The 15,392-nt window shown below is 68.1% G+C and carries 18 protein-coding genes and 1 tRNA gene; 8 read left to right on the top strand and 11 right to left on the bottom strand.

From position 1 onward, the window contains the following. Window positions 1-303 precede the first annotated feature (303 nt). The gene (locus ABDZ92_RS10475) at window positions 304-750 is read right to left on the bottom strand and encodes an SPFH domain-containing protein (protein WP_241211854.1); all 447 of its coding nucleotides are present in this window, start codon (window positions 748-750) and stop codon (window positions 304-306) included. 266 nt (window positions 751-1,016) lie between these two features. On the opposite strand from ABDZ92_RS10475, the gene sugE reads away from it, so the two are divergent. The 3 genes from sugE (at window position 1,017) to ABDZ92_RS10460 (ending at window position 3,438) form a co-directional block, all read left to right on the top strand. After that, window positions 1,017-1,334, top strand: coding sequence for a quaternary ammonium compound efflux SMR transporter SugE (gene sugE / locus ABDZ92_RS10470; RefSeq protein ID WP_125960929.1), 318 nt, complete (start codon window positions 1,017-1,019; stop codon window positions 1,332-1,334). Between the two features lie 360 nt (window positions 1,335-1,694). Next, window positions 1,695-2,102 carry a DUF2147 domain-containing protein gene (locus tag ABDZ92_RS10465; protein ID WP_125961083.1) on the top strand — a complete coding sequence of 136 codons (408 nt, stop codon included), beginning with the start codon at window positions 1,695-1,697 and terminating at the stop codon, window positions 2,100-2,102. Between the two features lie 34 nt (window positions 2,103-2,136). Continuing rightward, on the top strand, window positions 2,137-3,438 hold the full coding sequence (locus tag ABDZ92_RS10460) for an OmpP1/FadL family transporter (RefSeq protein WP_125960930.1): 1,302 nt from the start codon (window positions 2,137-2,139) through the stop codon (window positions 3,436-3,438). Between the two features lie 62 nt (window positions 3,439-3,500). On the opposite strand, the gene ABDZ92_RS10455 is transcribed toward ABDZ92_RS10460, so the two are convergent. Beyond that, window positions 3,501-3,577 (bottom strand) — tRNA-Arg (locus tag ABDZ92_RS10455). 165 nt (window positions 3,578-3,742) lie between these two features. On the opposite strand from ABDZ92_RS10455, the gene ABDZ92_RS10450 reads away from it, so the two are divergent. Both ABDZ92_RS10450 and ABDZ92_RS10445 read left to right on the top strand, forming a co-directional pair. Continuing rightward, window positions 3,743-5,242 carry an ATPase domain-containing protein gene (locus ABDZ92_RS10450; protein ID WP_125960931.1) on the top strand — a complete coding sequence of 500 codons (1,500 nt, stop codon included), beginning with the start codon at window positions 3,743-3,745 and terminating at the stop codon, window positions 5,240-5,242. Beyond that, window positions 5,232-7,283, top strand: a complete 2,052-nt coding sequence (locus tag ABDZ92_RS10445) for a PAS domain-containing protein (RefSeq protein ID WP_125960932.1) — start codon at window positions 5,232-5,234, stop codon at window positions 7,281-7,283. Before ABDZ92_RS10450 ends, ABDZ92_RS10445 begins: the two co-directional genes overlap by 11 nt. A gap of 4 nt (window positions 7,284-7,287) precedes the next feature. On the opposite strand, the gene ABDZ92_RS10440 is transcribed toward ABDZ92_RS10445, so the two are convergent. From ABDZ92_RS10440 to ABDZ92_RS10425, 4 genes are read right to left on the bottom strand one after another with little or no spacing between them, the layout of a single operon-like run. Then, window positions 7,288-7,716 carry a DUF1178 family protein gene (locus ABDZ92_RS10440; RefSeq protein ID WP_125960933.1) on the bottom strand — a complete coding sequence of 143 codons (429 nt, stop codon included), beginning with the start codon at window positions 7,714-7,716 and terminating at the stop codon, window positions 7,288-7,290. Further along, complete coding sequence (locus ABDZ92_RS10435) at window positions 7,713-8,537, bottom strand: carbon-nitrogen hydrolase family protein (RefSeq protein WP_125960934.1); 825 nt, start codon at window positions 8,535-8,537, stop codon at window positions 7,713-7,715. Before ABDZ92_RS10435 ends, ABDZ92_RS10440 begins: the two co-directional genes overlap by 4 nt. Beyond that, on the bottom strand, window positions 8,534-8,791 hold the full coding sequence (grxC, locus tag ABDZ92_RS10430; protein WP_125960935.1) for a glutaredoxin 3: 258 nt from the start codon (window positions 8,789-8,791) through the stop codon (window positions 8,534-8,536). The genes ABDZ92_RS10435 and grxC overlap by 4 nt, the downstream gene beginning before the upstream one ends. Window positions 8,792-8,823: 32 nt before the next feature. Then, the gene (locus ABDZ92_RS10425; RefSeq protein ID WP_125960936.1) at window positions 8,824-9,561 is read right to left on the bottom strand and encodes a ComF family protein; all 738 of its coding nucleotides are present in this window, start codon (window positions 9,559-9,561) and stop codon (window positions 8,824-8,826) included. A gap of 38 nt (window positions 9,562-9,599) precedes the next feature. On the opposite strand from ABDZ92_RS10425, the gene ABDZ92_RS10420 reads away from it, so the two are divergent. Next, complete coding sequence (locus tag ABDZ92_RS10420) at window positions 9,600-10,433, top strand: class I SAM-dependent methyltransferase (protein WP_206432204.1); 834 nt, start codon at window positions 9,600-9,602, stop codon at window positions 10,431-10,433. A gap of 2 nt (window positions 10,434-10,435) precedes the next feature. Here ABDZ92_RS10420 and ABDZ92_RS10415 read toward each other — a convergent pair whose 3' ends face one another. Beyond that, window positions 10,436-10,822 (bottom strand): (deoxy)nucleoside triphosphate pyrophosphohydrolase, encoded by a 387-nt coding sequence (locus ABDZ92_RS10415; protein WP_241211856.1) that lies wholly within the window; start codon window positions 10,820-10,822, stop codon window positions 10,436-10,438. 83 nt (window positions 10,823-10,905) lie between these two features. Between ABDZ92_RS10415 and ABDZ92_RS10410 the strand changes: the two genes are divergently transcribed. Next, window positions 10,906-11,094, top strand: a complete 189-nt coding sequence (locus ABDZ92_RS10410) for a Flp family type IVb pilin (protein WP_125960938.1) — start codon at window positions 10,906-10,908, stop codon at window positions 11,092-11,094. Window positions 11,095-11,217: 123 nt separating this feature from the next. Continuing rightward, window positions 11,218-11,391 carry a Flp family type IVb pilin gene (locus ABDZ92_RS10405; RefSeq protein WP_125960939.1) on the top strand — a complete coding sequence of 58 codons (174 nt, stop codon included), beginning with the start codon at window positions 11,218-11,220 and terminating at the stop codon, window positions 11,389-11,391. Between the two features lie 75 nt (window positions 11,392-11,466). Here the strand turns inward: ABDZ92_RS10405 and ABDZ92_RS10400 are convergent, their stop codons facing one another. From ABDZ92_RS10400 to ABDZ92_RS10385, 4 genes are all read right to left on the bottom strand, one after another. Continuing rightward, entirely contained in the window at window positions 11,467-12,414 is a 948-nt protein-coding gene (locus ABDZ92_RS10400) for an acetyl-CoA carboxylase carboxyltransferase subunit alpha (protein ID WP_125960940.1), read from the bottom strand. A gap of 83 nt (window positions 12,415-12,497) precedes the next feature. Further along, on the bottom strand, window positions 12,498-13,418 hold the full coding sequence (locus ABDZ92_RS10395) for a tyrosine-type recombinase/integrase (protein ID WP_272695068.1): 921 nt from the start codon (window positions 13,416-13,418) through the stop codon (window positions 12,498-12,500). Beyond that, window positions 13,415-15,196: a hypothetical protein gene (locus tag ABDZ92_RS10390; protein ID WP_125960941.1), complete on the bottom strand. Its 1,782-nt coding sequence runs from the start codon at window positions 15,194-15,196 to the stop codon at window positions 13,415-13,417. Before ABDZ92_RS10390 ends, ABDZ92_RS10395 begins: the two co-directional genes overlap by 4 nt. Continuing rightward, entirely contained in the window at window positions 15,177-15,314 is a 138-nt protein-coding gene (locus ABDZ92_RS10385) for a hypothetical protein (protein ID WP_164521272.1), read from the bottom strand. Before ABDZ92_RS10385 ends, ABDZ92_RS10390 begins: the two co-directional genes overlap by 20 nt. Between the last annotated feature and the right edge of the window lie 78 nt (window positions 15,315-15,392).

Below are 15,392 nucleotides of genomic sequence, written 5' to 3'. Positions count from 1 at the left end.
TCTTCCAGATCGTCCCCGAACTCACCGAAAAGCTGTAAGCCAAAGGGGCGGGAGCAATCCCGCCCCTTCTTTCACGCGGAACGCCCGCCTACCCCCCACTGGCATACCCCGGCGCAGGCCGGGGCCCAGCTACGGTGCCGTCGAAGTAGCGGGCCCCATCCGCCACACCCCAACTGGACCCCGGCCTTCGCCGGGGTACCCGAGGTGAACGGCGTCCGGCTGTCCACGGGATGACACCCTCCTCACCCTCCGCGCCCGCGGCTCCCGTCTGCGCGGGAGCACGCGCCTACAAGGAAGGGAATATCAATCTTCGGCGGCCCTCGCTGGAGCGCCCAGCAAGCGAGACGCTTCCGTTATTGGAAGTCCGCTTTCTGTGGGGACGTAAATGACGTTGGCATCTTTCGCATCGATCGCCTGGATCTGCAGGTAACGCAGATATCCCTCGGGGCCTCCCAAGCTGTCCTGCAGGATACGGTTCGCTCGTGCAGCGCCCTCGGCGCGCAGGACTTCGGCGTCGGCAAGAAGCCTTGCACTTTCCAGCTTGGCGCGTGCCTCAAGGACAGCAACCTGCCTGGTGGATTGCGCCTCGGCCAACATGGCTCGACCCGCGGCTTCTTGCGAATAGACTTTGTACGCAGGCCAGCCAGCTAACCAACCGGCGAACACCACAAATAATAGTAGAGTGGCACAACCACCCAGTTTCACGCCATCCTGATTCAAAAACGCCCCCTTTTCGATGGTTCTTCTCAACGGGTGAACTGAAATTCATCCTGAGGAACGGTTTAGCGGGCCCGGACGCCCCTCGACAACGGCATTTCGCTGCCTCAAGCGGTCGCCTTCGACTTGCTCATGAAACGCTTCGGGCAATCTCGCGACTGACTGGGCGCGCGTACTCGAGCCCCCATTGATCCGGCCCATCCCCGCCGCTATCTCCCCCATGCGGCGACCACGTTCCCGCCCCGCCAAAGGGTATCAAGACCGGGACGGCCCGGCACCTCGCTCGTACGGAGGTTGCTTTGGCTTGGATCGTTCTTATCATCGCGGGTCTGTTTGAGGTCGTCTGGGCCTCCGCCATGAAGCAGTCGCACGGCTTCACCCGCCTGTGGCCCAGCGTCATCACCATCTCGGGCATGCTGGTGAGCTTCGGCCTGCTCTCCTGGTCCATGAAGTCGCTGCCGCTCGGCACCGCCTATACGGTGTGGACCGGGATCGGCGCGGTCGGCGCCTTTGCGATCGGCATCCTGGTGCTGGGCGAATCCGCCAGCCCCATGCGCCTGATCGCCGCCCTGCTGATCGTCAGCGGCCTTGCGTTGATGAAGCTCGCCGGAAGCTGACCGGCCCCCGCGGCTGTCCTACATCGGCGCCAGCTCCTTCACTGGCGCCATGCTCGCCACCTACCCTTTTCCCGTCCTCGGATGCGCCCGCCGGCACCGCTGCGGCGTGTCGTCTTGGCCTAACCTTAGACTAACTTTCCGATCCGCAGCGCCTGGCGCGCGCGACGTGTGTGGCATTCCTGCACGAACCGCATGTCGCATGCGAAGAACCCCTGTTACGAGGGTTGACAGCCGGCGCGGGTACCGTAGCCTGCACGCAACTTCCGCATTCGTCAGCCACCGGCACCAATAGTCCGGGGGCGCTGGCGAAGGCGGGACACGACTTGCCATCACAGGCGAGCGGTAAGGAGAGGAACGATGATGCTGACGATGTTGCTCGCAGCGGCGGTCGCTGCCGCACCCCAGCCGCAGGACGCAGCCCTCGGCCGCTGGAAAGCCGAAACCAAGAACGGAATTGTCGAGATCAGCCGCTGCGGAGAATCGATCTGCGGCCGCCTGATCAGTTCCGATCACCTGCGCACCGACCCCACGCTCAAGGACGTCAAGAACAGCAATCCGGCGCTTCGCAGCCGGCCGCTCAAGGGGATGCAAATCCTGGGCGGGTTCAAGTCCAACGGCAAGGAATGGGTCGACGGCACGATCTACAATGCCGACGACGGCAAGACCTACAGCGCCAAGGTGACCCCGGTCGGCGCCAACCAGCTCAAGGTCCGCGGCTGCGTCTTCGTCCCGCTCTGCAAGACGCAGACCTGGACCCGCGTCCGCTAACTTCGCTTCGCATCAACCGTCAGGAAAGAGCCAAATGTCCCCTCGTATCAAGTTCTCGCTGCTCGCCGCTGCTCCGCTGTGGCTGGTCGCCTCCAGCGGCGTCGCCCATGCCCAGGCCTTCTACCTCCAGGAACAGTCGGCTCGCGCCGCCGGCCGCGCCTTTTCGGGTGAAGTCGCCGACACCGGCCCGCAGTCGCTGTGGTGGAACCCGGCTGCCATCGCCGAGATGGACAGCGCCGAGGCCTCGATCGCGATCTCCGCGATCCTGCCGCGTGGCAAGGTGGTCGACGACGGCACGGTGATCGTGCGCCCGGGCCAGCCGCCCGCGCCGATCGGCGGCCAGTCGGTGTCCAAGAACCCGATCAACAACGGCTTCCTCCCCTCCGGCGCGGTCGCCATGCCGCTCAACGAGCGGGTCTCGATCGGCCTGGCGGTGACCTCGCCGTACAGCTTCACCACCAACTATGATTCGGACAGCTGGGCTCGCTACAGCGCCGACAAGACCCGGCTGCGCACCATCGACATCCAGCCGTCGATCGGCGTTGCCGTTACCGACTGGCTGCGCGTCGGCGCGGCGCTGAACGTCGAATACACCGATGCGGAGCTCGGCAACGCGCTCCCGAACCTCTCGGCCGCGCTGCCGGACGGCAAGCAGGTGCTGAGCGGCGACGGCTGGGACTTCGGCTGGACCGCCGGCGTGCAGATGCACAATGACTGGGCGACCGTCGGCATCAGCTACAAGTCGGCGATCGAGCATACGCTCAAGGGCAGCCTGGAAGTGAGCGGCCTCGTCGGTCCTCTCGCGGGCCAGAACCGCACGCTCGACGGGGTGAAGGCGAAGTTCAAGACGCCCGCGCAGATCATCGTCGGCGGTCGTTTCCGCACCACCGATGCGCTGACGCTCAACGTCCAGGGCATCCGCTACACCTGGGCGGACTTCGATGCGATCCGGCTCGGCTCCCCGATCAACTCGGCGATCCCGGAGAACTACCGCAACACCTGGAGCCTGGCCGGCGGCTTCGATTATGCCGCGACCCCGGACCTGACGCTGCGTGCCGGTGTCCAGCGCACGCTGACCCCGACCCGCGACGGCGAGCGCGACGCGCGCGTGCCGGACTCGAACCGCTGGAACTTCGGTGCCGGCGGCTCCTACAACATCAGCCCCAGCTTCACGATCGACGCGGGCGCTAACTATGTCGCGTTCAAGGACGAGACCATCGACCGCATCACCGCGGCCTATGCCGGCACGCCGGTGCAGACGCCGGTCGTGACGGACGGCCGACTGGAAGACGCCTACGCGCTGATCTTCACCCTCGGCGGCCGCGTCCGCTTCTAACCACGCCGGGCGCGCACTGTCCCCCACCGGGCCGGTGCGCGCCTGTCGATCCGAAGAGCTGCTGGTGCCCCGGGAGAGACTCGAACTCCCGACCTGCGGTTTAGGAAACCGTTGCTCTGTCCTGCTGAGCTACCGGGGCCACGGCCAACCCACTAAGTTTGCGCGGGTTGCCCGTCAACGCAGGACAGGGCTTCCGGCTCGCGATCCAAGTAGCGGACTCCCCTAAATCACTGGGATCTAGTCGTTGTCCGGCCGATCAAGACGATGCTAGGGGGCGATACTGCCCTTGCTGGACATTCTCGACATGACCGAAGCTGCCTCGCTGATCCCGTTCGGAAATGAGGGTCTGGACCAGATCCTCCGCGGCGGCCTGCCGACGAACCGGCTCTATTTGCTGGAGGGTGCGCCCGGATCGGGCAAGACGACCTTGTCGCTCCAGTTCCTGCGCGAAGGTGCGCGTCGGGACGAGCGGGCGCTCTACGTGACCTTGTCCGAGACCAAGGAAGAGCTCGCGATCGTCGCCGCTTCCCACGGCTGGAGCATCGACGAGTTCGACGTCTTCGAACTCAGCATGGCGGACGAGGTGCTGGGCGTCGGCCGCGAGCAGTCGATCCTCTATTCCTGGGAGATGGAACTCGGCGAGACGATCAAGCTGATCGAAGCCGAGGTGGAGCGCGTGAAGCCGAGCCGCATCGTGTTCGACAGCCTGTCGGAGATGCGGCTGCTGGCACAGGATCCCCTCCGCTATCGGCGTCAGGTGCTGGCACTCAAGCAGTTCTTCGCCGGACGCGACACGACCGTGCTGCTGGTCGACGACCTCACCGCATCGCGCGACGGCGGCGACGGCCACCTCCACAGCCTGTGCCACGGGGTCATCACGCTCGAACGGCTGACGCTCGAGTTCGGCGCGGCACGCCGGCGCCTGCAGGTCCAGAAGCTGCGCGGCGTCGACTTCGTGGCAGGCTTCCACGACTTCACCATCCGCAAGGGCGGGCTCGACATCTACCCGCGGCTGATCGCTGCCGCCCACCAGCGCGCCTCCGTCGGCGAAGCGATTCCGAGCGGCGTTCCGGAGCTCGACGCGCTGCTGGACGGCGGGCCGCTACGCGGCACTTCCACCCTCATTACGGGCCCTGCCGGCACCGGCAAGACGACGATCGCTCTCCAATATGCCTATGCCGCCTGCGAACGCGGCGAACGGGCCGTGATCTATGAGTTCGACGAGCGCATCGGCACGCTCCTGGCCCGCGCGCGTGCGTTCAACCTGGACCTCCAGAAGCATATCGACGCCGGGCTGCTGATCGTGGAACAGATCGATCCGGCCGAGCTGTCGCCGGGCGAGTTCGCCGCCCGCGTGCGCCGCCGGGTCGAAGGCGACGCGGCGCAGGTGATCGTGATCGACAGCCTCAACGGCTATCTCGCCGCCATGCCCCAGGAACAGCAGTTGGTGCTGCAGATGCACGAGTTGCTGTCGTTCCTGAACCAGCAGGCCGTCGCCACTTTCCTCATCAACCCGCAGCAGGGTCTGGTGGGAACGATGTCGTCGAACATCAACATCTCCTACGTCGCGGACGCGGTGATGCTGCTGCGCTTCTTCGAGGCGGAGGGCCGCATCCGCAAGGCGGTTTCCGTGCTCAAGAACCGCGCGGGCGCGCATGAGGACACGATCCGCGAGTTCCGCGTCGATGCGGAGGGCATTCGCGTAGGGGCGCCGCTGGTGGCATTCCAGGGCGTATTGACTGGAACTCCGGAGTATACGGGCGAGCGCTTGCCCTTGATGGAAAACCGCGAACGTGGGGCATAGGACCGCAGCAGAAGGTCATCGCGTCCTGGTGGTCGCACCGTTCGGGCGCGATGCCGAAGCCGTCGTGGGGCTGCTTCGGGACCAGCGCTATGACGCCGATGCCTGCGCCGACCTGAACTCGGTCGCGGCGCGCCTGGACGAACACGTCGGCGTGGTGTTGCTGACCGAGGAGGCGATGCGGTTCGGCGCGCAGGCCCTCCGCGCGGTGCTCGCGGGCCAGCCGAGCTGGTCGGACATTCCGTTCATCCTGCTCGCGGCGCGGCAGCGCAGCAGGGGAACGGGTTCGGAGGAACTCCGCGCGCGCCTGCTGGAGCTCACCGGCAACGCCATTGTGCTCGAACGGCCGCTGAGCGTCGCCTCGCTGCTGAGCGCGACCGATTCCGCGATGCGCTCCCGCCAGCGGCAGTTCGAGACGCGCGACCGGATGCTCGACCTGGAGGCCAGCCGCACGGCCCTTGCCGCAAGCGAGGCCGAGCTGCGTCGGATCGCGGACTCCCTCCCCGTCCTGATCGCCTTCGTCGACCGGGGCGGACGCTATCGGTTCGGTAACCGCGCCTATGAGGACTGGTTCTACGTCTCTCCGGAGCAGATCATCGGCCGCCATGTCCGCGAGGTGCTCGGCGAAGAAGCGTATCAGGTACGTCAGGCGGACATCCGGCGCGCGCTGGCTGGAGAAACGGTGCGCATGGAGGTCCCGACGCCCCGCCGGGACGGGCGTCGTCGCGACACCGAGATCCGCTATCTCCCACGCCGGAACGCGCAAGGGGAAGTCGACGGTTTCCACGTCTTCGGCATCGACATCACCGATCGCAAGCAGACCGAAGAGCTGCTCGCCGAGCGCGTGGCGGAGCGGACCGCGGCGCTCCAGGCGGAGATGGAGAACCGCGCGCGTGCCGAAGCCGCCCTGCTCCAGAGCCAGAAGATGGAAGCGGTCGGCCAGCTGACCGGCGGCATCGCGCACGACTTCAACAACATGCTGACCGGCGTGATCGGCGCCATGGACATCATGAAGCGCCGGATCGCTGCCGGCCGGATTGACGACCTGGACCGCTTCATGGACGCGGCCACGACCTCGGCGCAGCGGGCGGCGGCGCTGACCGCACGGCTCCTCGCCTTCTCGCGCCGGCAGTCGCTCGACACGCGCCCGATCGAGATCAACGGGCTGATCGCCTCGCTGGAGCAGCTTCTTCGCCGTTCCATCCGCGAGAACATCGCGCTCCACGTCGCGCCTGCGGCCGACGCGCTCTGGGCGGAGACCGACGCCAACCAGCTCGAGAACGCGATCCTGAACCTCACGATCAACGCGCGCGACGCGATGCCCGAGGGCGGGCAGCTGACCATCGAGACGCGCACCGTCGAGCTGGACGAAGCCTATGTGGCGACCCGGCCCGACGTGAAGCCCGGCCGCTACGTGGTCATCGCCGTCTCCGACACGGGAGTCGGCATGGCGCCGGAGCTGGTCCAGAAGGTCTTCGACCCGTTCTTCACCACCAAGCCGATCGGCCAGGGAACCGGCCTCGGCCTCTCCATGGTCTATGGCTTCGTTCGCCAGTCGGGCGGACAGGTCCGCATCCACAGCCAGGCCGGGGCCGGGACGACCGTGTCGCTCTACCTGCGCGCGGTCGATGCACAGCCCGAGCACGACCACGCCGCATCCAGCCGGTCCGTGCCGGAGGGGAACGGACAGACCGTGCTCCTGGTGGAGGACGACCCTTCCGTCCGGCTGCTCGTACGCGAGGTGCTGGAGGAACTGGCCTATATGCCCATCGAGGCGGAAGAACCGAATGCGGCGATCGCCGTCCTGGCCTCCGACCGGCACATCGACCTGATGGTCTCCGACGTGGGGCTGCCGGGCATGAACGGCCGCCAGCTTGCCGAAGTCGCCCGTCAGCACCGCCCGGAACTGCCGATCCTGTTCGTGACGGGCTATGCGGAGAATGCCGCGATCCGGGCCGACTTCCTGGGCACCAACATGGCGATGATCACCAAGCCGTTCGCGATCCAGGAACTGTCGGCCAAGATCCGCGAGATGCTCGGCTGACGGTTTAGTTGCGGGCGCCGGGCGGAACGACCGGCAGGGGAAGCGGCGCGACCGGCACCCCCTCCTCGACCAGAGCCCGTGCCTCCTGAGGCGTCGCCTGACCGTGGATCGGAGCCGTCGCCTCCTCGCCCAGGTGCATGGCGCGCGCCCGGTCGGCAAAGCGGGAGCCCACCCATTCGGAGCCTTCGAGCGCCTTCTCCTGCACCTTGGCAAGCGCGGCGAGAGCGGCCTTCATCGGATCGGCATTCGTCGCCGCGCGCTGGTTGCCCTTGGCGGCCACGTTGGGCGCCATGACCGCCTTCTCGACCGAGGCGCTGTCGCACAGTGGGCAGCGAACCAGCCCCCGCTCCTTCTGGTCGGCGTAGTCGGCGCTCGACCCGAACCAGCTTTCGAAGACATGGCCGCCGTCGCAGCGAAGATCGAAGACGATCATGCGACGCGCTCGACCGGCGGGATCGCGCGTCGATGCCGCAGCACCGGCAGACGCTCGCGCACGTCGCGAAGGATGTCGCGGTCGAGTTCGGCAAAGCCCAGGCCGGGTGCGTCGCCCATGTCGAGCAGCACCGTGCCCCAGGGATCGACCACCAGCGAATGGCCATAGGTCTCGCGACCGTCCGCATGCACGCCCGTCTGTGCCGCGGCGATCACGAAGGCAGCAGCCTCGACAGCGCGAGCCCGCAGCAGCACGTGCCAATGGGCAGCGCCCGTCGGGCGGGTGAAGGCAGAGGGCACCGCAAGCAACTCGGCACCCGCGTCGCTCAGCGCCCGGTAGAGGTCGGGGAAGCGCATGTCGTAGCAGATCGAGAGGCCGAGCGGTCCGGCCGGAGTGTCCACCACCACCACAGCCTCGCCAGGAGCATAGGCGGCGGATTCCTGCCAGCGTTCGCCGCTTGCCAGCGCGACATCGAACAGATGGAGCTTGTCATATCGAGCGCGAACCATGCCGTCCGGTCCGATCACGAAGCTGCGGTTCGCCAGTTTTCCGTCCGGCCGGCGGATCGCCAGGGAGCCGAGTTGAACCCACAGGCGATGCTCCGCCGCGGCCGTCCGGACGGCCGCCAGCACGGGATCGCCGGCCTCGTCCGTCAGGACGGCCGCCGCCCTGCTCCGATCCCGATCGATCAGGCCGGACATCTCGGGCGTGAACAGCATGGCGGCGCCCCCGGCGGCCGCCTGGGCCACCGCGTCCGTCAGCACCGCCGCATTGGCGAGCGGGTCGATCCCGCTCGTCATCTGCAGCAGGGCGATCCTCATTGTGCGAGCAGCGGGTCCAGTCCCCCCTGCCGGTCCAGCGCGGCGAGATCGTCCGAGCCGCCGATGTGGCGGCCGTCGATGAACACCTGAGGCACGGTGGTGCGGCCGTTCGCGCGCTGCAGCATCTCCGCACGGCGTTCGCCGCCCATGGTGATGTCAAATTCCTCGAACGCGGCCCCCTTGCTCTCGAGCAGCCGCTTCGCGCGGGTGCAATAGGGGCAGAAAGCCTTGGTGTAGATTTCGATCTTTGCCATGCGGCCTGAGGTGTGTCGGCGGGACCCGCTTGTCAATCATGCGCCTCGTCCAGCACGCGCGCCCAGCACAGCACCGTCACCTTGCGGGCGCCTGCCGCAAGAAGCTTGCGTGCACAGGCGTTGGCGGTCGCGCCGGAGGTGTAGACGTCGTCCACCAGCACGACGGACTTGCCGGCGACCCGCGGCCTACCAGAGTCAGAAACCGCAAAGGCACCCGCCAGCACTTTGGCGCGTTCGCGCCGGCCGAGGCCGCGGAGGACGGGCGTCGCCCGGGTGCGAACCAGCAGATAAGGATCGGTTGGAATGCCGCAGAGCCGCGACAGGATTCCTGCGACCAGCGCCGCCTGGTTGTAGCCGCGCGACCACAGGCGGCGCCGATGAAGCGGCACCGGCACCAGCAGTTCGGCGTCCGCGGGCATCAGCCGGGCCATCGATCGTGCCATGGTTTCCGCGGCGGCAAGCCGGCCGCCATATTTCAGCTTCAGGGCGACGTCGCGCGCGACCGGACCATAGGCGACCGCTGCCCGGGCACCGGCATGGGCGGGCGGTGCTGCCAGGCAGGCCGCACAGCAGGCATCCTCCCCCCGGTCATGATCGAATGGTAGCGCGCAGGCGGCACACCATGGCGGCCCCAGGAACTGGAGGCCGTCCCAGCAGCGGGCACAGAAGCGATGATCCGCCTCCGTCACCTGCCCGCACGCGGGGCATCGCGGCGGCAGTGCCAGCGCGATGCTGCCTCGGACCAGGGCGGCGACGGCGTTCACGGCCATCCTTGTCGTCGCGTCCGCGAAGGCGCACAAGCGCCCGCGTGCAACCGCCAGAGATCTTCCATCGCGCCGCGCGCCGCCTGCGCCGCGACCGTATCGCCTCCCGCTTCGGCGAGTTCGACTTCCTGCGCCGCTTCATGATCGAGGGGTTGAGCGAACGACTCGATGCGGTCACCCGCGAGTTCGCCGACGTGCTGGACCTGGGTTGCTTCGATGCCGGTCTGGCGCTTCCGGGCACCCGGATCGTTCGCGCCGATCCCGGCTTCGCCTTCGCCCGCGCGGCAGGCGGCGTGCAGTGCGACGAGGATCGGCTGCCCTTCGCGGACGGCTCCTTCGATCTGGTCGTGTCGGCGGGAACGCTGGATCAGGTCAACGACCTTCCGGGGGCGCTGAATCTGATCCGCCGGGTTCTGCGGCCGGACGGCCTGTTCCTGGCCGCCTTCACGGGCGGGGGCACGCTGTCGACGCTGCGCGGAACGCTGATGGCAGCGGAGCAGGAACGGCCCGCTGCGCGCGTTCACCCGCAGGTGAACCTGCAATCCGCGGGGGACCTGTTGATGCGGGCGGGCTTCGCGTTGCCGGTGGCCGATTCCGAAACCCTGAATGTGCGCTACGCGAGCTTCGGCCGCTTGATCGAGGACCTGCGCGGCATGGCCGGCACCAGCCTCCTCGTCGACCGCGCGCCCCTTTCCCGGACGACGCTGGCCGAAGCTGCCGCACGCTTCGCTGAACGCGCCGATGCGGGCGGGCGCGTGTCCGAGCAGTTCGAGGTGATCTATCTCACCGGTTGGGCGCCCTCCCCCGACCAGCCAAAACCGGCGCGTCGCGGCAGCGCGACCGTGTCGCTGGCAGAGGCGCTACGGCCCAAGCACTAGGCTCAGACCAGCGCCTCCAGCAGGCCGATGAGGGGACGGTCTGCGGGCGGCATTTCCAACCGGTGCAGTTCCACCGGCCGGACCCAGCGCAGCGCGGTGGCATGCCGCGCCTCGACGACGCCGGACCATTTGCGCAGCGCGTAGAGCAGCAGCAGCAGGTGGCGCTCACCCAGCGGCTCGCTGGCGAAAGTCGCCGGTGCGAGGCACGATCGCTCCACGGTGATGCCGAGTTCCTCGTGCAACTCCCGGATGAGCGCCGCCTCCGGCAGTTCGCCGGGTTCCACCTTGCCCCCGGGGAACTCCCAAAGGCCGGCCATCGGCAGCCCCTCTGGCCGCTGCTGCACCAGCACCCGGCCGTCGCCGTCCACCAGGGCGGCAGCGACCACCATCAACAACCCTGCGCCCGTTCCACTCAGCATTTCTTTACCCGCCGCGCCTAGCCTGTCGTCAGAAGCGAGCGAAAGACCAGCGTATGGGTGTCATTGCAAGCCTAGCCCGCGCACTGCTGCGCGATCGACGCGGCGCCACCATGGTCGAATATGCGCTCATCATCGCGCTGATCGCCCTTGCCTCATTGGCGACGCTGGCCCCGTTGGCACGGCAAGTCGTGGGCATGTGGGACCACGCGGACGGAGAGGTCTCCGACGCCGTCCAGCGCTGAACCCCGATCGCAGGTTCGCGCCTAAACGCTTTTTCAACGAACAGGCGGATAGAGCAACGGATGCTGCACCGGGTCTCACCCGGATCAGCCGGGTATGTTGAAGCACGAACGTTGGAGACCCCAATGCAGAAGATCCGCACTTTCCTGAAGAATTCCAAGGGCGCCACCGCGATCGAATATGGCCTGATCGCAGCCCTGATCGCCGTTGCCGCGATCGCTGCCATGTCGGGCCTGGGCGGCTCGCTGAGCGGCACGTTCAACAAGGTCGGCACCAAGCTGAACAACTCGGTTTCCTGATTTCTAAGGAAATCAGATCGGAAAAAGAGGGTCGGACATCAGTCCGGCCCTTTTTTTTGTCTCCGGAGAACGCCCTCAGGCGCGGCCCATGTTCAGGAACTTGGCCCGCCGATCGCGACGCAACTGATCCGTCGTTTGCCCCTCCAGTTCGCCCAGCGCGTTGCCGAGCGCCGCACCCAATGAGGCGATTGCGGCAGCAGGGTCGCGATGTGCGCCGCCCAGCGGCTCTGCCACGATCGTATCGATCACGCCCAGCGCCTGCAGGTCCTGCGCGGTGACCTTCATCGCCTCCGCCGCATCGGGCGCGCGGTCGGCCGTGCGCCACAGGATCGAGGCGCAACCCTCGGGCGAGATCACCGAATAAACCGCGTGCTCCATCATCAGCACCCGGTTGCCGGCCGCCAGCGCCACCGCGCCACCGGAGCCGCCCTCGCCGAGAATCGCGGCAACCATCGGCACGCCGAGCGCAAGGCTCGCCTCGGTCGAGCGAGCGATCGCCTCCGCCTGGCCGCGCTCTTCTGCCTGGATGCCGGGAAACGCACCAGAGGTGTCGACCAGCGTCACCACCGGCAGGCCGAACCGGTCGGCGAGCTGCATCAGGCGAATCGCCTTGCGATAGCCCTCTGGCTTGCCCATCCCGAAGTTGTGCTTCAACCGGCTGGCGGTGTCGTCGCCCTTTTCATGGCCGATCACCATCACCTTGCGGCCGTTGAGCCGACCGAGACCGCCGATGATCGCGGAATCGTCGGCAAAGGCGCGATCGCCACCCAGCGGCATGAAGCCCTCGATCAGCGCGGCGACATAATGCTTGAAGTGCGGCCGCTCGGGATGGCGCGCGACCTGCGTCTTCTGCCACGGCGTCAGCTTGGCATAGGTGTCGCGCAGCAGGCGATCGGACTTGCCCTGCAACTTCGAGATCTCCGCCTCGATATCGACCTCTCCGCCGGCCGCGGTGTCGCGCAGCTCGTCGATCCGGCCCTGCAGCTCGGCGATCGGCTTCTCGAAATCCAGAAAGGTGGCCATCAACTCGGGTTCCGTCTCGAATAGGTGCGCTGCCGCTCCTCGCGGCGACAGGGCTGCGGGGCGAACAAGTCTCAGGCTGCCGGTTACGGTGCCCGGCGGAGGGCGTCAACGAGCGGATGGCGCGCATTGACCAGCTCGACCAGCCGCTGGCTGTCGACGTGCGTATAGATTTCGGTGGTGGCGATGTCGGCATGGCCCAGCATCGCCTGCAGCGCACGCAGGTCGGCGCCTCCCTCCAGCAGGTGGGTGGCAAAGGCATGGCGCAGCACGTGCGGACTGACGCGGTCGGGCGGGATCCCCGCCTCCGCGGCCAAGGCCTTCAGCAGCTGGAACAAGCGGATGCGCGACAGATGCGCCTTGCCGGAGGGGAACAGCCAGGCCTTGTCTGCCGGGACATGGGCGCGCCAGCTGGCGACGGCGGCGCGCGCGCGATCGGAGACCGGAACCATCCGCTCGCGCCCACCCTTGCCGCGCAGGATCAGATAGGGCCGATCGGTTGCGATGGCGGTGCGTGGCAGGGACACGAGTTCGGTTGCCCGCAGCCCCGAACCGTAGAGCAGCTCCACCAGGGCCGCGAGGCGCAGGTCGAGCGGGTTCGGGGGATCGCGCGCGATCCGAGCCTCGATGGCCTCGAACAAGCGGTCCACATCTGCCGAAGACAGCGTCCGCGGCAGCGGCCGCGCGCTTCCGGGCCGTGGCAGCGCGCGGCCGGGATCGTCCCCGCGGAGCCCCTCATCGGCAAGAAAGGCGAAGAAGCGCCGCAAGGCGGCCGACTTGCGCGCAACGGTGGCGCGCGAGAGATCACCCCAGCCTTCGGCGAGCCGTTCCAGCGCCGGACGATCGGCATCGGCAAGCCGGCCCGCGAGCGCGTCCGATGCGAGCCGCAGATCGGTGCCATAGGCAAGCAACGTGTTGCGCGCCGCACCCGCTTCCGCCGCCAGCATTTCCAGGAAGCGGTCGATCAGGATGCGATCGCCGCCGGCGGGCGCGCCGCCTTCGCTCACGCGCGTGCGATCGCCTCGGCAGCGATCATCCGCGCTTCCCCTTCAAGCCCAACCGCCCGCAAGGCGGCGACGATATGGAACAGCGCCTGGGGCGAAACGCCGCGCCAGTCCCGCGTCTGCATGCCAACCGCGGCGAGCACCAGGACGGTGCCCGGCTGGTCGCGACCGGCCGCAAGCGTGATGGCGCGGGTCCAGGCGTTCTCCGCGCCGATCGGCACGCCCAGCGACTGCGCCAGTTCCGTAGCGTCCTCTGCCGGCAGCCTGCCCAGGCCCGCAAGGCCGGCGAGCAGCAGTTGTCCCTTGCGCGCGTCGCCGTCGGCGTATCGCGACACGGTGCGCTGCGACACCTGCCGGGCACGCGGATCGGCAACCGCCAGCATCGCCCAGGCGTCACCGCCCTCCGGTGCCACCGAGCGCCAACGAAGCGCCCGCAGGTCCATCCCGGCCGACAGCATCGAAGCAACGAGCGCATCCGCGTCCGCAGCATAGTCTGCAGACGCCGGAATCGCCGATGCGGCGCGCGCGGTGAGCACGCGCCGTGCATAGCTGCGCTGGACGTCGGTCGCGCCGGTCCACACCTGGCGCAGGGCCGTCATGCGATCGGCGACCTGCGCTGCGGCAAAAGCCTCACGGAGGTCGCGTGCGACGGCGGTCAGGTCACTCGGCGAATCGTCCAGCTCGCCGACCGTGGCATAGAGATCGACCAGGGCGCTGCTCGACAGCACCCCCTGAGCAGCGGCAAGCTCGGCATCCGGCACGCGGCGCTCGGGAGGAATCGCAGGCATCAGCGCGTTCCAGTACCGGACCTGCGGCCCGACCGTGTCGAACAGCGCGGCCGGGATTTCCACGGCGGTCGCATTGGCGAGGCCCCAGCGCCAGGCGCTGAGCTGCTCCACGCCGTCCCATTCAATCGTCACCGATCGGCGGCCCTGCGCCCCTGCGCCCAGCACCTTCTCGGCGAGCTTCAGGTCGATGTCGGCACCGACTGCACGCCGGCGGAAGGCACGGCGCGCCTGGTCGATCAGCACGCCCGCCTGCTTGGGCTCGCCCGCAAGTCCGGCGCACATCGCACGGGCGAGCTGCCAGCCACGCTCCTGCGAGACACGCTGCGCCGGCTCCACGATGCCGCACATCGCTGCCGGATCGGCCGTCGCCAGCGCTGCCTGCATGGCGACCTGGTACATCTTGGGCGTGTAATTCTCGCCATCGACCGACTGCACCACGGCGCGCGCGGTGGGCGCTTCCCCCATCCGCAGCAGCAGCCAGGCGCGCTCGGCGGCGAAGTCCGGTCCATTGACTCGCGCAGGCGTGTCCACGTCCGAGGCGAGCGCACGCCGCAGCGCGATCGACAGCCAGCGCGACGCAACCGGCGCATCGAGCCGGCGCATCAGCGTCTCCAGCATACGGCCGTCGGCCCCGGCGAACGCGTTGCGGCCCAGCCCTGCGCCGTCAATGCCGATGTGCGCAGTCGATCGCCGCGCATATTCCGGCAGCTCATACTGCGCGAGCAGCTTCGGGTCGACCGGCCGCGCCGTTGCGGTCGGCGTCGGGGTCGGCGTGGGCGTCGGAATCGGTGCAGGACCCGCGATCGGCGCCTGCGGCAACCCGGAGGGCCGTGCCGTCGGCTGCTGCGCGCCGGGCGCAGGCGCCGGCGCGACCGGATCGTTGAACCCGGGCGGCAGCAGCGATTCGGGTACGTCCTGGCCCAGCGCCGGCAGGCCGACGAGGCCGGCCAGCACCAGAACCGAGGCGAAGCTGCTAGTTCTGGAGATTTTCAAGCGAGACCGCCTTTTCGACCTGCACCGGCTGCTTCTCCGTCTGGCGGCCCGCCAGGAAGAACAGCCCGCCGACGAGAACCAGCAGGACGACGATCAGAATGACAAGCGATCGGGACATGGCGGACGAAAACTCACGATTGCGAAGCGGGCGCACAAGCTTTTTGCCCGCGCGCCGCCACGCTGTATAGCGCCGGCC

The sequence above is a fragment of the Sphingomonas molluscorum genome (assembly GCF_039522995.1).
Lineage (GTDB): Bacteria > Pseudomonadota > Alphaproteobacteria > Sphingomonadales > Sphingomonadaceae > Sphingomonas > Sphingomonas molluscorum.
This window is presented reverse-complemented; position numbering and strand designations above follow the sequence as displayed.